This window comes from Chryseobacterium taklimakanense (assembly GCF_900187185.1).
GTDB lineage: Bacteria > Bacteroidota > Bacteroidia > Flavobacteriales > Weeksellaceae > Planobacterium > Planobacterium taklimakanense.
On record NZ_LT906465.1, the window covers coordinates 36,305 to 49,798 of the forward strand.

15 protein-coding genes are annotated in these 13,494 nt (G+C 42.1%); 1 reads left to right on the top strand and 14 read right to left on the bottom strand.

Going from position 1 to position 13,494, the window contains the following annotated elements; genetic code table 11:
- Positions 1-18 precede the first annotated feature (18 nt).
- From rpsR to CKV81_RS00200, 5 genes are all read right to left on the bottom strand, one after another.
- On the bottom strand, positions 19-321 hold the full coding sequence (rpsR, locus tag CKV81_RS00175; protein WP_095069239.1) for a 30S ribosomal protein S18: 303 nt from the start codon (positions 319-321) through the stop codon (positions 19-21).
- Between the two features lie 29 nt (positions 322-350).
- Positions 351-692 carry a 30S ribosomal protein S6 gene (rpsF, locus tag CKV81_RS00180; protein WP_095069241.1) on the bottom strand — a complete coding sequence of 114 codons (342 nt, stop codon included), beginning with the start codon at positions 690-692 and terminating at the stop codon, positions 351-353.
- Between the two features lie 138 nt (positions 693-830).
- Positions 831-2,225: a chloride channel protein gene (locus CKV81_RS00185; protein WP_095069243.1), complete on the bottom strand. Its 1,395-nt coding sequence runs from the start codon at positions 2,223-2,225 to the stop codon at positions 831-833.
- Positions 2,225-2,701: a GNAT family N-acetyltransferase gene (locus CKV81_RS00190; protein ID WP_095069245.1), complete on the bottom strand. Its 477-nt coding sequence runs from the start codon at positions 2,699-2,701 to the stop codon at positions 2,225-2,227. The genes CKV81_RS00185 and CKV81_RS00190 overlap by 1 nt, the downstream gene beginning before the upstream one ends.
- 267 nt (positions 2,702-2,968) lie before the next feature.
- Positions 2,969-4,300, bottom strand: coding sequence for a dihydrolipoamide acetyltransferase family protein (locus CKV81_RS00200; protein WP_095069249.1), 1,332 nt, complete (start codon positions 4,298-4,300; stop codon positions 2,969-2,971).
- 121 nt (positions 4,301-4,421) lie between these two features.
- On the opposite strand from CKV81_RS00200, the gene CKV81_RS00205 reads away from it, so the two are divergent.
- Positions 4,422-5,294, top strand: coding sequence for an aminoglycoside 6-adenylyltransferase (locus CKV81_RS00205; RefSeq protein ID WP_095069251.1), 873 nt, complete (start codon positions 4,422-4,424; stop codon positions 5,292-5,294).
- Here the strand turns inward: CKV81_RS00205 and lipB are convergent.
- The 9 genes from lipB to CKV81_RS00250 form a co-directional block, all read right to left on the bottom strand.
- Positions 5,263-5,985 carry a lipoyl(octanoyl) transferase LipB gene (lipB, locus tag CKV81_RS00210; protein ID WP_095069253.1) on the bottom strand — a complete coding sequence of 241 codons (723 nt, stop codon included), beginning with the start codon at positions 5,983-5,985 and terminating at the stop codon, positions 5,263-5,265. The genes CKV81_RS00205 and lipB overlap by 32 nt on opposite strands.
- Positions 5,986-6,041: 56 nt before the next feature.
- A complete protein-coding gene (locus CKV81_RS00215; protein ID WP_095069255.1) occupies positions 6,042-6,683 on the bottom strand; it encodes a TetR/AcrR family transcriptional regulator in 642 nt (213 codons plus the stop codon).
- Positions 6,684-6,877: 194 nt separating this feature from the next.
- Positions 6,878-7,612, bottom strand: a complete 735-nt coding sequence (gene trpA, locus CKV81_RS00220) for a tryptophan synthase subunit alpha (protein WP_095069257.1) — start codon at positions 7,610-7,612, stop codon at positions 6,878-6,880.
- Entirely contained in the window at positions 7,609-8,802 is a 1,194-nt protein-coding gene (gene trpB, locus CKV81_RS00225; RefSeq protein WP_095069260.1) for a tryptophan synthase subunit beta, read from the bottom strand. Before trpB ends, trpA begins: the two co-directional genes overlap by 4 nt.
- Positions 8,792-9,451, bottom strand: coding sequence for a phosphoribosylanthranilate isomerase (locus CKV81_RS00230; protein WP_095069263.1), 660 nt, complete (start codon positions 9,449-9,451; stop codon positions 8,792-8,794). The genes trpB and CKV81_RS00230 overlap by 11 nt, the downstream gene beginning before the upstream one ends.
- Before the next feature lies 1 nt (position 9,452).
- Positions 9,453-10,226 (bottom strand): indole-3-glycerol phosphate synthase TrpC, encoded by a 774-nt coding sequence (gene trpC / locus CKV81_RS00235; RefSeq protein WP_095069267.1) that lies wholly within the window; start codon positions 10,224-10,226, stop codon positions 9,453-9,455.
- 1 nt (position 10,227) lies between these two features.
- A complete protein-coding gene (trpD, locus tag CKV81_RS00240; protein WP_095069270.1) occupies positions 10,228-11,214 on the bottom strand; it encodes an anthranilate phosphoribosyltransferase in 987 nt (328 codons plus the stop codon).
- Positions 11,215-11,216: 2 nt separating this feature from the next.
- Positions 11,217-11,786, bottom strand: coding sequence for an anthranilate synthase component II (locus CKV81_RS00245; protein ID WP_095069273.1), 570 nt, complete (start codon positions 11,784-11,786; stop codon positions 11,217-11,219).
- 11 nt (positions 11,787-11,797) lie between these two features.
- Positions 11,798-13,216, bottom strand: coding sequence for an anthranilate synthase component I family protein (locus CKV81_RS00250; RefSeq protein WP_095069275.1), 1,419 nt, complete (start codon positions 13,214-13,216; stop codon positions 11,798-11,800).
- Between the last annotated feature and the right edge of the window lie 278 nt (positions 13,217-13,494).

The following is a 13,494-nucleotide window of genomic DNA, read 5'->3' on the forward strand; positions in this document are numbered from 1 at the left end:
TGTCTGATGTCTGAATTATTACTTCAGCATATCCGCAACATACGGCATCAAAGCCAAATGTCTTGCTCTCTTGATCGCTGCAGATACTTTTCTCTGATATTTCAAAGAAGTTCCTGTGTATCTTCTTGGAAGGATTTTCCCTTGCTCGTTTACGAACTGAAGAAGGAAATCAGCATCTTTATAATCTACATGCTTGATTCCGTATTTTTTGAATCTGCAGTATTTTTTTTCAGATTTTGTATTGATATCAAGCGGGGTAAGGAATTTTACTTCGGATTCACCACCGGCTGAGGCTTGTTTTGCCATTTCGTCTATTGCCATTGTCTTGTTTTTTTTTGTGGGATTAAAAATTAAGCTTTTGCAGTTTTGTTTTTCGCTCTTCTGGTTACGGCGTAATCTACTGCGTGTTTGTCAAGTTTTGTAGTCAGGTAACGGATTACTCTTTCGTCACGCTTGTAAGCAGTTTCCAGATCTGCCACTACAGTACCTTCACCTTTGAATTCGATCAAAGTGTAGAACCCATTCTTTTTCAGTTGGATAGGGTAAGCAAGTTTTTTTAGTCCCCAATTTTCTTTGGCAACGATTTCGCAACCTCTTTCTTTTAAAAGGTCTTCAAATTTTTTCACTGCTTCCTCCACCTGTGCGTCAGATAGAACGGGAGTTAAAATGAAAACAGTTTCGTAATTGTTCATGTTAATAAATATTTGTTAATTATTTCGAGGTGCAAAAGTAAAAATATTTTATTGAATACACAATGTTTCAAGAAATTAACTTCGTGGAATATTTTTAAAAGTTTTTTTTCAAATTTAATTAAAATCTAAAGACGGAAATTAGTCCGCTTTATTTCCCAGATCTTCCAGTTTAATTTTGATCCTTTTGGTTTTTTCTTCAATTTCAGTCATATAGATTAATTTCAGTCTGTCGTACAGAGAATGTCGGCTCACGGTAAGCGATATCAGCGATGAAGCCATTCCCGCAACCATCAAATAAAATATGAGGGAATGTCTGTCCGTCATTTCCAGTACCAAAATCGCAGACGTGAACGGCGCACGGGTAATTCCGGTAAGAAACGCCACCATTCCCGCCAAAATCACCACATTGGTTTCATTGCTCTGCAGGTCCATAATTCCTGAGAAAAACGCACCGAAACTGGCCCCCGCACTCAAAGCCGGAGCGAAAATTCCACCGGCACCACCCGAAGTGAACGAAAGGGCAGGCCCAATCATCCGTAATAGCGGCACGTACCATTGTTCCTCTTTATTAGTGGTAAAAAGTACGCGCTCAATAATGCCTTTCCCGGAACCGACCGTCTCCCAGTTCACGAAATAGGCGAGTGATGCAATGATCCAGGCGCTGATGACCAGGAAAATGATATTTTGGGTATCGCTTTTAAGTCTTTTTTTCAAGCGGTTGATTCTGAGCATAATTATTGAAAGATTGCTGCTTAAAAGTCCGCAGGCCAGCGAAACCGCCAGAACCGGAAAAATAATACCGACTGAAACACCGGCCGTTTTTGGGTAACCCAAATACAGATACGAACCTGCCAACCACTGCGCGGTGAGACCCGCGACAATGACGGCGGTAAACAATGCGGTTTTAAAATGATTCAGGTGAACCTTTGCCAGTTCTTCCACTGCGAAAACAATTCCCCCGAGCGGTGTGTTGAATGCCGCTGAAAGCCCGGCCGCAGCACCGGTCATAATCATATTCTGAATTGAAATTTTCGGCCACCATTTCGGCAGCAGTTGATTGACGAACCTGAAAATCGAGCCTGCAATCTGAATCGTAGGCCCTTCGCGCCCCACAGCGCCGCCGCCAAGAACCAGCACGATACTCGAAATGATTTTGATGACTAAAATCTTATAACTTAAAAGGTATTTCAGTTTGTACCGGTCTCTCGGACCGGCGAGGTCTACGGAGGCCATCACCTGCGGAATTCCGCTGCCTTTGGCGTAAGGCGCATATTTTTTTACCAGCCACCAGGAAAGTATGAAACCAAGCGGCGCGACAATAAAAATGGCCAGCGCATTCCATCTGATGATGAACTGCAAGGCGTCTTCCGCCCACTGAAAGAGTTTGGCATACATGACCGCCGCAACTCCTGTGAGAAATGAGGCTACCCAAAACGGAACCGCCTGAAGCATGTTGTGCTTCAGCTGTTCGTTCCGGATGTTATCGAATGCGTGTTTCATCCGATAGCGTAAGTACCTCAGCGTTCTCTTCATTATAAAGCGGCTAAATCATTGATTTCCTGTTCGGTCATCCGGTAAACCGTCCATTCATCCATTGGTTTTGCGCCGAGAGATTTGTAAAACTCGATGGAGGGCGTGTTCCAGTTGAGGACGCTCCACTCCAAGCGGCCGCAGTTTCTTTCTTTAGCGATTCTGGCGAGTTCAGCCAGGAGATTTTTGCCGTAGCCTTTGCCGCGGTGCTCCACTTCCACGAAAAGATCTTCGAGGTAAATGCCCGGTTTTGAAAGAAAAGTAGAATAGTTGTGGAAAAATAAAGCGAAACCAACCGTTTGCCCGTCTTCTTCACCGATGATGACTTCGGCGTAATTCTGCACGAAAATGGTTTGTTTCAAGGTTTCTTCTGTTGCCACGACTTCGCGTTCCAGTTTTTCATAAATGGCTAGCTGGGTGATGAGATGAAGGATGGTCGGGATGTCGTTTTCGGTGGCTTTTCGAATGGTGAAGGACATATATAAATGTTATTGAACTTTTATTTTACCCAAAAATAGAAAAATATAGACAAATCCCATAGCCCCGAGTGCAGCGGCATCCTTTTGTGGAGCGCAGCGGAACAAAAGATACAGCGGAAAGCGGGAAAAAGCTCCTGAAAAAAATAAAGAAAAATACAAAAAAGATTACTGAGATTGCGTCGTGCCTTACCATGGTACTGCATAAAAAAACCTCCGAAAAATCGAAGGTTTTTACTTTCTGTCTGCGGACTATCGCCCTGGGACTTTCTAAATTTCTGTATTAAGATCCCAGTTTTCCAGGTAATCGTGAACGTGTTTCAGGAACATACCGCCAAGGGAGCCGTCCACCACACGGTGATCGTAGGAGTGAGACATAAACATCAACTGACGGATCGCAATGACATCGCCGTCCGCAGTTTCCAGAACTGCAGGCTTCTTCACGATGGCGCCAATCGCCAGAATTGCGACCTGCGGCTGCGGAATAATCGGCGTTCCCATCAGGTTTCCGAAACTTCCCACGTTGGAAATTGTGTAAGTTGCACCTTGGGTATCCTCCGGCTTCAGTTTTTTGTTTCTGGCTCTGTGCGCAAGGTCGTTGATGGCTTTTGCAAGTCCGGAAAGTGAGAGCTGGTCGGCATTTTTAATAACCGGAACGATAAGGTTGCCGTCCGGCAGAGCGGTTGCCATACCGATATTGATGTTTTTCTTTTTGATGATTTTGTCGCCGTCAACCGAAACGTTGATGAGCGGATAATCCTGGATGGCCTTCACCACGGCTTTAACGAAAATCGGCATGAAGGTGAGTTTTTCGCCTTCGCGTTTTTCGAAAATCGCTTTGTTTTTGGCGCGCCATTTCACCACGTTCGTTACATCGGTTTCGATGAAAGAAGTGACGTGGGGCGAAATGCGTTTTGAATTCACCATGGCATCGGCAATAATCTTGCGGACACGGTCCATCTGGATGATTTCGTCGCCTTCGCCTACCTGCACAGGAACCGCCTCCACGGGAGCGCTTTCAGCCTGAACCGGTTGTGCAGCGGGAGTTTGATCAACTTTAGGCTCCGCCTTCACCTGACCTCTGTTGGAAACGTATGCTAATATATCTTCTTTGGTAATTCTGCCTTCCAGTCCGCTGCCTTTGATGGATTTCAGTTCCGTTTCAGAAATGTTTTCCTGCTGCGCAATAGATTTTACGAGTGGTGATAAGTATAAATCTCCCGAAAACTCTGCTGCTGGTTGGTTCTGGAGCGGCTTTTCAAGTTCTCTGATGTCTTCGGCAGTTGGCTGTGGCAGCTCTGTTTTTACTTCTTCGGCAGTTTTCGGCTGCTGTGGTTGTTGGGCAACGGTTTCACCTTCGCCGGCAATTTCGAGGATGGCAATGGCTTCGCCCACTTTTGCCACTTCGTCTTTTTGTTTCAGGATTTTTACGATTTTCCCGGAAACCGGTGTCGGTACGTCGGAATCTACCTTGTCGGTGGCAATTTCTACCACGGAATCATCTTCTTTTACGGAATCGCCTTCGTTGAACAACCAGCTGATGATGGTTGCTTCCATCACGCCTTCTCCCATGCTTGGAAGTAATAGTTTATATTCTGCCATTTTTCTTTTTTTGGAATTTTACAAATATATAAATTTTTTGGCACTAAAATTATGAATTCAATAATTCGTAAATTATGGCACGTATTTTTAAATATGATGTAACACCCAAATCTAAACTGAAATGAAAAAATCGGCAGAAGAAATTAAAACCATGATTTTGAATTTTGCTCAATTAAATTCGAGCATCAGGGCGGTTTATCTGGAAGGTTCACGGGTAAATCCAAACTTTCCTCCCGATGAATTTCAGGATTATGATGTGGTTTTTGTAGTACAGGATTTCGAAAATTTCATAACAAATGATTCATGGACCAATATTTTTGGTGAAAAAATCATCGAGCAACAACCCGAAACATTTTCTTTTGGTGATAAACTGGATAATTTTTTCAGTTATCTTATTATTTATAAAGAAGGTTTTAGAATTGATTTTTCTATCATTCCGATTGAGAAAAGGACTGATTTTAATGACAGTTTAAGGGAAATTTGGCTCGATAAAGATGGACTTTACACCAATACACCTGCAAGTTCAGATCAGGATTATTGGGTGATAAAGCCGAACGAGAAGTGGTTTCAGGAGGTTTGCAATGAATTTTGGTGGGTTTCAACTTATGTCGCAAAAGGTTTGGCGAGAAACGAAATTCCGTATGCTATAAAACATCAGGAGGAAATTCTCCGCCCAATGTTGATGCAAATGCTCGACTGGAAGATAGGTATTGAACAAGATTTTCAGGTTTCTACTGGGAAATCGGGCAAGTTTTATCCCAAGTATTTGAGTGAAGAATATTATCAAAAATTCTTAAAAACCTATTCTGATTCTGAAAAAGAAAATATTTGGAAATCTCTGTCTATAATGATTGAAATTTTTTCCGAAACTGCAAAAAATATTGCTGAAACATTAAATTTTAATTACAACTTGGCAGAAGAATCCAATATTTTAAAATACTTAAAAGAAATACGACAAAAAGCTACACAAACTCAGCCCCAAACACTTCCTTAAAGTGCTCTTTGATTTTTTCTTTTACTTCTAAAACTTCTGTTTCAGTAAATTTTCTTTCAAGTTCTCTTGCTAAAGATGTCACCGATTTATCCTTAATTCCGCAGGGAATAATGTATTCAAAATAACGTAAATCTGTATTCACATTCAGGGCAAAACCGTGCATGGTTACCCATTTTGATGTTTTTACGCCCATGGCGCAGATTTTTCGTGCATAAGGTTTTCCCACATCCAGCCAAACGCCGGTTTCGCCTTCGCTGCGTTCGCCTTTCAGCCCGTATTCGGCAATCACGCGGATGATCACCTCCTCCAAATTGCGCATGTAAAGATGAATGTCCGATTTAAAATTATCCAGATCCAGAATCGGATAGCCCACAATCTGGCCAAAACCGTGATAGGTGATGTCGCCGCCGCGGTTCGTTTTTACAAAAGTTGCGCTGATCTGTTTGAGTTTTTCCTCGTTGGCGAGCATGTTATGTTCATCGCCGGATTTACCTAAGGTATAAACGTGCGGATGCTCTACAAACAAAAAATAATTCGGTGTTTCCTCATAAATTCCGTCGGTGCGGTCGCGGTTTTTCAGTTTTAAATCGATGATGGATTTCATCAGATTTTCCTGATATTCAAAGGCAGGGAGATAATCCATCAAACCCAGGTCGCGGAATTCTAAAGTTTTATTTTGGGTAATTAACATTTGAAAATTTTAACAAATTTATGAAAGAAAAAGTATAATGTATAGCATAATATTGATTATTTTAAGCCGTATTTTTCATAAGCAAAATCAATAACGTCGTCGATAACGCAAGCCATAACCTCACGATCATCTTTGTCGTGGATGTCAAGACCACAGAATTTACTGCCATTGGAATCTGCATGAATGTTCAAATAGTAAGTTGATGAAATAAGTAAAGCCAGTATAGCACGGTATTTTTTATGGTTTTCCTCGAAGTATGGATGCATGAATTTTTGAAACATTTCATCGCCAAGCCTTTCGCGGTGATCGCAAAGTTCTCGAAGGATATCGTTATACTCATACAGTTCCCAAACTATGATCTTTTGAAGTTCAGGGTTTGCGGATACGGCGCTGTACATTTCTTTCAAAAGATTTTTCGATAACGTTTTTCCGTTGTCTTTAAGGCCCTCTTCTTTATATTCAGAACTGTTCATGCTGCTGCCAAAATCCAGATTGCGCAGGTACTGATTGATAAGATTTTCAACCGAACCAAAATAGTTGTAGATTAATTTTTTATCAACAGAGGCTGTTCTTGCAATATTTGTTATTTTCAGACTGTGGAAACCTTTGGTGCTGATGATTTTCCCAACACTTTTAAGCAGTTTCTCTTTTGTCCTTTCCTTGTTCCTCACCGGGCCGCTTACGGTTTTTCTTGCCATATTTTATGCTGTATTTACTATTTCTTTTGACAAAAAGTATTCACATCTTTGTGAGTTATTCATTTTATTCTTAACTTTGCCATACACAAATGAGGAAAAAATTCCAACATTAAAGAGCGGTTGTTTATTCGACTGCTCTTTATTTTTTTAATTAAATTGAATTTGCGTATTTGACAGGTAAATTTACGGAAAATTCAATCGCGAAGATTTTTAATAAAACCTTCCGCCGCTTTTTCCCAGTTTTCATGCTCCAAAAGGATCTGCACGAAGCTTGTTCCTATTATTCCGCCTGCAGCACGTTGGGTCACCGTTTGAAAATCATGTTTATCCTTAATTCCAAAGCCGATGAATACAGGGTTTTTCAGTTTTAAATTTCCTATGCGGTTAAGATATTCTTCATTATTGATGGCTTTTGAAATGTTCCCGGTCGTAGAGGAAGAGCTCACCGCGTAAAGGAAACCTGAACTCAGGCTGTCGAGGTATAAAATGCGCTCATCAGGCGTTTCAGGCGTAATCAGAAAAATAAAATTAAGTCCGTATTTTTCGGTGATTGCTCTGTATTTTGTTTCAAATTCATAGGGCGGAAGATCAGGGATAATTAAGCCGTAAATGCCGTTTTCAGCACATTTTTCACAAAAATTTTCGAAGCCAAACTGCATCACAGGATTCAGATAACCCATCACAATTTTTGGAATGGTCACCGAGTCTTTGATTTCTGAAAGTTGCTGGAATAGAATTTTCAGATTCATGCCGTTCTGCAACGCTTTTAGATGCGCCTCCTGAATCACCGGCCCATCGGCAACCGGATCAGAATAGGGAATCCCGATTTCCATAAAATCAGCACCGCTGTCCTGGATGAGTTCGGCAATTTTTCCGGTATCATTCAGCTGTGGAATTCCGGCGGTGAAGTAGATATTCAGTTTTTTCATTTTGTTATTTCCTTTAATGCTTTCAAATAAGTTTCCATATCCTTGTCGCCGCGCCCGCTGAGGCAAATAACCACGGTATTGTTATTCTCAAATTTCAGCTTGTTCAAAACCGCTAATGCATGAGCACTTTCAAGCGCGGGAATGATTCCTTCAGCACGCGTGAGCTCGAAAGCGGCTTCCAAAGCCTCATCATCATTAATGCTAAAAAACTGGGCGCGTTTTTTAGCAAATAAATTCGCATGAAACGGACCGATTCCCGGATAATCAAGCCCGGCGGAAATAGAATGCGGTTCGGTAACCTGTCCGTCTGCATCCTGCATTACCAGGCTTTTGCTGCCGTGCAGAACGCCTGTTGTTCCTAGAAATGTAGTCGCTGCAGATTGACCGCTTTGCAGCCCGTGCCCGCCGGCTTCGGCTGCGATGATTTTCACCTTCTCTTCATCCACAAAATGGTAAAAAGCCCCTGCAGCATTGCTTCCGCCGCCAACGCAGGCAATGACGTAATCCGGATTTTCTGAACCGGAAATTTCTTTCAGTTGCGCCTTAATTTCCTCAGAAATTACACTTTGGAACCTCGCCACCAAATCCGGAAACGGGTGCGGGCCTACCACGCTGCCGATGATATAATGTGTGGTGGTGGCATTGTTAATCCAGTCGCGGAGGGCTTCATTTACCGCATCTTTTAAAGTCCTGGAGCCCGAAGTGGCGGGCACAACTTTCGCGCCGAGCATTTCCATTCTGGCAACGTTTGGCGCCTGGCGTGCGATGTCGATCTCGCCCATATAAACGATGCATTCAAGACCCAGAAGTGCGCAGGCAGTGGCGGTGGCTACGCCATGTTGGCCGGCGCCGGTTTCGGCAATGATTCTTTTTTTACCAAGGCGTTTTGCCAAAAGCGCCTGTCCCAGCGCATTGTTAATCTTATGCGCGCCGGTGTGGTTCAGGTCTTCACGTTTCAGGTAGATTTTTGCGCCGTATTTTTCACTTAAATTTTTGGCCAGATATAAAGGTGTTTCGCGGCCGACATAGTTTTCCAGCAGTCCGCGGAACTCGGTTTGGAACGCTTCGGAACCGATAATTTCAAGGTAATTTTCCTGAAGTTCTTTCACATTCGGATAGAGCATTTCGGGTATGAAAGCGCCGCCGAATTCACCGTAATATCCGTGTTCATCAGGGTTTTTAAAGGTCATGATTTCTTAAGGTATTTTGAAATGATTTTATTTTGTCTAAATTTTTAATGCCCGGTTCAATTTCGAATTTTGAATTGATGTCGAGGGCGAAAGGTTTTTGGATAATTGTTTTGATTTCCCCAATATTTTCCAACGAAATTCCGCCGCTCAGGAAAAAAGGTTTTGGAATTTCAATTTGGTTTAAAATTCGCCAGTCGAAGGTTTTTCCGGTGCCGCCAAATGCGGAAGAATCGGTATCGAAAAGGAAATAGTCCGGCGTTTCTGAAAAATGGCTTATAATATTTTGCAGTTCTTCCTGATTTTGATTCCCAATTCTGATGACTTTAATGATTTCTATATTTTTTCCTGATTTTGTTTTTAAATCAATAATAAACTGTCGGTCTTCGTCACCATGCAGTTGAATTAAATTTAACTGTGCGTCATGAGCGATTTCTACAATCTTGTCCAGTTCTTCGTTGACGAAAACACCAACTTTTTTCAAATGCGGGATTTCTGCGATTTCCTTTAGGCTTAAAGAGTTCAATACAAAACGGGGAGATTTCTCATAAAAGATAAAGCCAAGAAAATCAATGCCCGAATCCGTTAAACTGTGCGCCTGATAAGTTTGCGTCAGTCCGCAGACTTTTATTTTTGGTGAGGCATGGTTCATTTTAAAGTGATTTAACAAATTCGGCAAACGCATCGCCGGGATTTTCATTTTTCATAAAATATTCGCCCATCAGGAAACCGTCAAAGCCTTTTTCCTTTAAAAATGTAAAATTTTCTTTTGAATAAATGCCGCTTTCTGCGACGGACAGAACGTTTTCCGGAAGCAAATTTTTTAAATCCACCGAATGCTGCAAATCAACTTCAAAATTTTTCAGATTCCGGTTGTTGATGCCCACCAAATCTATAATTGGATTGAAATGTCTAAGTTCTTTTTCGGTATGAATTTCCAATAAAACTTCCAGGCCAAGCTCATGTGAAAGTTCCGTAAACTCATGAACCTGAGCCGGCGAGAGGCAAGCCGCGATAAGTAAAACTACGTCTGCTCCCATAGCTTTCGCTTCGTAAAACTGAAATTCATCCACCATGAAATCCTTTCGTAAGATTGGAATTTCAACAGAATTTCTCACAGCAAAAATATCTGTCGAACTTCCGCCAAAATATTCTTGGTCCGTCAAAATCGAGATCGCGCTGGCACCGTTGTTTTCGTAACTTCTAACAACATCTTTAATTTCAGAATGAGCATTAATGATGCCTTTCGACGGTGATTTTCTTTTAAACTCAGCGATGATACCGCTTTTGGTTTTTAAATTTTGTTTTAAAGAAAAAGTTTTTCGCCCAAAAAATTCTGAATCTTTCAGTTCAGAAAGGCTTTTCAGCTTTTGCGAGGCTGCAATTTCCTGTTTTTTGGTTGCAATAATTTTATCGAGGATGTTCATTTTAATCAATTAAAGATTGCAGGGTTTTTAATGCTTTTTTTCCGAACAAGCTGTCTTTTGCCATTTCCAGACAATCTGTATAACGGCCGTGTTTTCCGGTGTTTTGCAGGGCAAGAGCGGCATTGGCAAGTACGACGCTGTTCTGCGCTTCACTGCCTTTTCCTTCGAGGATTTTTACAAAAATGTCTGATGCAGCCTGCTGAGTCTTTCCCCCGAAAATTTCTTCAGCATCTATGTTTTTGAAATGAAGGTCTTCTGCTGAATAGATTTTTTCACCGTGTTTATCGATAATTTTGGTATCGGAAGTGAGGCTGATTTCGTCGTAGCCGTCCAATGAGTTTACGATCATAAAATTGGCGTTCCGGTTTTGAAGAAGATACTGATAAATACGCCCGATTTCGGGATTTGCCACGCCAATCATGCTGTATTTCGGCCTGGCGGGATTTATCAACGGTCCGAGGAGATTGAAAAACGTTTTCAAACCGAGATTTTTTCGCAAAGGCGCCACAGAGCGCAATGCCGTGTGAAAAACCGGTGCGTGGAGAAAGCAGAAATTAGCCTTTTTCAGATCATTTTTAAGGTCTTCTTCGTTGTTTTTGAATTTATAACCCAGATTTTCCAGAACATTGGAAGCGCCGCTTACGCTGGAAGCACCGTAATTTCCCTGTTTCGCAACTTTTTGTCCGGCACCTGCCACCACCAGGCTCGCCAACGTTGAAATATTGAATGTATCCTTGCCGTCGCCGCCGGTTCCTACGATATCAACAAGGTCATCCGTACCCAGATTTACGGGCTGAGCCAACTGCAGAAGCGCGCTGCTGAAACCCTCGAGTTCATCAAGCGTGATGCTCCGCATCAGAAATACCGTGACGAAAGAAGTGACTTCATTTTCGTTGAACTTGCTGTTGGCAATTTCAATCATGATCGATTTTGCTTCCGCCTTCGAAAGGGTCTGGTGATTAAAAAGGTATTGTAATATTTCCTTCATTTTTAGGGGCGTAAGAAGTTTTCCATTATTTTTTTTCCTTCCGGTGTCAGGATGCTTTCAGGATGGTACTGCACACCGTGCACATCGAATTTTTTGTGCTGCAGCGACATGATCATATTTTCTCTGTCAACGGAGGTGATTTCAAGTTCGTCGGGGAAGAACTCAGGATCCACAGCCCAGCTGTGATATCGGCCCACTTCGATGGTCTCAGGCAAACCACTCAGCAGTTTCACGTCCGTTTTTGTTTTTTTTGCTTCGGTGGCCACGCCGTGGTAAATTTCTTTTAAGTTGATAAGTTTTCCGCCAAAAGCTTCTGCAATTGCCTGCTGACCAAGGCATACGCCGAAAATGGATTTCGTGGGCGCATAAGTTTTTATCACGTCCAGTAAAATTCCGGCTTCGGAAGGTATTCCCGGACCGGGAGACAGGATGATTTTGTCGTATTCCGCGATTTTTTCAAGCGGAATTTCATCATTCCTGTAAACATCGACTTTATGCCCGACAATCTGCTCAATCATCTGAACGAGGTTGTAGGTGAAACTGTCGTAATTATCAAATACCAGTATTTTCATTGTTGTTTTTATTAAATTTTTTCAGCTTTCCTGATGGCTGATTTTAAGGCGTTGAGTTTGTTATTGACCTCCTGAAGTTCATTTTCCGGAGAAGATTTTGCTACAATACCGGCACCTGCCTGATAAAAAAGCGTATTGTTTTTGCTGAGAAATGTACGGATCATAATGGCCTGGTTGCAGCTCCCATCGAAGCCTACAAAACCGATGCAGCCGCCGTAGTAGCTGCGTGGGCTTTTCTCGTATTCGTCGATCAGCTGCATCGCACGGTATTTTGGCGCACCGCTTAAGGTTCCCTGTGGGAATGTAGCGGCAATCACCTCAAACGGATTCTGTTCTTCGGCTAGATCGGCCGTCACTTCACTGACCAAATGGATGACGTGAGAAAAGAAATGGATTTCCTTCAGTTTCGTAACCGTGGTATTTTTTCCGTAGATGCTTAAGTCGTTGCGCGCGAGATCTACAAGCATGGTATGTTCGGCGTTTTCTTTGGCATCTTTTTTTAGATTTTCGGCCGATGCAAGATCGGTTTCCGTATCGCCGGTTCTGGCAAAAGTCCCTGCGATTGGGTGGATCACCGCTTTTGAACTGTTGATGATGAGCTGGCTTTCCGGGCTGGAACCCATCAGTTTATAATCGCCGTAATCAAAATAAAAAAGGTATGGCGACGGATTGATATTTCTGAGTGCACGGTAGACATTGAAATCGTCACCACGGAATTTCTGTTCGAAACGCCTGCTCAAAACCAGCTGGAACACATCGCCGCGATAACAGTGGTACTTGGCTTTTTCCACCAAATTTTTATATTCTGCATCGCTTAGATTTGAAGTTTCTTCTTCAATGGTTTTGAAGGGAAAAACGGGCGCATTTTTTTGATAAATAATATTCTGAAGTTCGAGGGAGTCAGATTTTAGCCCCGGAATTTGGTTTTCAATCAGAAACATCTCATCATTGAAATGGTTGATTGCAATCACGTACTGGTAGAGCCTATAGCGCAGCAGTGGAATCTGGTTTCGGTCAGTCTTTTCTTTAAATTCGATATTCTCAAAAAACGGCACCGCATCATAAGCTGTGTAACCGAAAAGCCCCTGCGCAGTTTTTCCCAGCGGATGGTTTGGAACTTCACAGCTGAAATTTTTAGAAAAACTGTAAAGTAAATCCGTCAGTTTCACCTCTTTTAGCTTAATTTTTTCAGGATTTTCGAGCGGGAATTTTATTTCAGCTTCATTCTGGTTGCTGATTTCAATTCCGGCAATGGCATTCACGGCAATGTAGGAGAAATTGTTTTCGCTGTTTTGGTTTCCGGCACTCTCAAGCAGAACCGTGTCGCGGAATTTGTCGCGGAGTCTGAGGTAGATGCCCACCGGGGTGAAGAGGTCGCTCATCACCACTTTTACCGTGGTTTTTACGGAAATATTTTTTTGAGTTTTCATATCATTTTAAATAAAAAAAAGACTTCAACGCTATCGTCAAAGTCTTACTTATGCTATTGCAAACAGGATACACGGTTAGTGCGCCAGACCCGACGAGAGTTTGAGCGGCCACCACCAAGTATTGTTTGTGATTGCTTTCATTGGGACAAATATAAAAATGATTTTGGATTTTAAAAATAAAAATTAAAAGTTTTTTATTCCTCCTTTTTAAAATTCAGAATGATTTTAAAGTGATGACTGAGTCGGAAAAAAGAATAATGCTGCAATCTCCAATTATC

Excerpts from the sequence above, each read along its gene's own strand:
- CKV81_RS00205 (WP_095069251.1), top strand. The coding sequence starts at position 4,422 with ATGAAAAAATCGGCAGAAGAAATTAAAACCATGATTTTGAATTTTGCT.
- CKV81_RS00190 (WP_095069245.1), bottom strand. The coding sequence starts at position 2,701 with ATGTCCTTCACCATTCGAAAAGCCACCGAAAACGACATCCCGACCATC.
- trpD (WP_095069270.1), bottom strand. The coding sequence starts at position 11,214 with ATGAAGGAAATATTACAATACCTTTTTAATCACCAGACCCTTTCGAAG.
- CKV81_RS00215 (WP_095069255.1), bottom strand. The coding sequence starts at position 6,683 with ATGGCAAGAAAAACCGTAAGCGGCCCGGTGAGGAACAAGGAAAGGACA.
- CKV81_RS00200 (WP_095069249.1), bottom strand. The coding sequence starts at position 4,300 with ATGGCAGAATATAAACTATTACTTCCAAGCATGGGAGAAGGCGTGATG.
- CKV81_RS00245 (WP_095069273.1), bottom strand. The coding sequence starts at position 11,786 with ATGAAAATACTGGTATTTGATAATTACGACAGTTTCACCTACAACCTC.
- rpsF (WP_095069241.1), bottom strand. The coding sequence starts at position 692 with ATGAACAATTACGAAACTGTTTTCATTTTAACTCCCGTTCTATCTGAC.
- trpC (WP_095069267.1), bottom strand. The coding sequence starts at position 10,226 with ATGAACATCCTCGATAAAATTATTGCAACCAAAAAACAGGAAATTGCA.
- CKV81_RS00250 (WP_095069275.1), bottom strand. The coding sequence starts at position 13,216 with ATGAAAACTCAAAAAAATATTTCCGTAAAAACCACGGTAAAAGTGGTG.
- lipB (WP_095069253.1), bottom strand. The coding sequence starts at position 5,985 with ATGTTAATTACCCAAAATAAAACTTTAGAATTCCGCGACCTGGGTTTG.
- trpA (WP_095069257.1), bottom strand. The coding sequence starts at position 7,612 with ATGAAAAAACTGAATATCTACTTCACCGCCGGAATTCCACAGCTGAAT.
- CKV81_RS00230 (WP_095069263.1), bottom strand. The coding sequence starts at position 9,451 with ATGAACCATGCCTCACCAAAAATAAAAGTCTGCGGACTGACGCAAACT.
- trpB (WP_095069260.1), bottom strand. The coding sequence starts at position 8,802 with ATGACCTTTAAAAACCCTGATGAACACGGATATTACGGTGAATTCGGC.
- rpsR (WP_095069239.1), bottom strand. The coding sequence starts at position 321 with ATGGCAATAGACGAAATGGCAAAACAAGCCTCAGCCGGTGGTGAATCC.
- CKV81_RS00185 (WP_095069243.1), bottom strand. The coding sequence starts at position 2,225 with ATGAAGAGAACGCTGAGGTACTTACGCTATCGGATGAAACACGCATTC.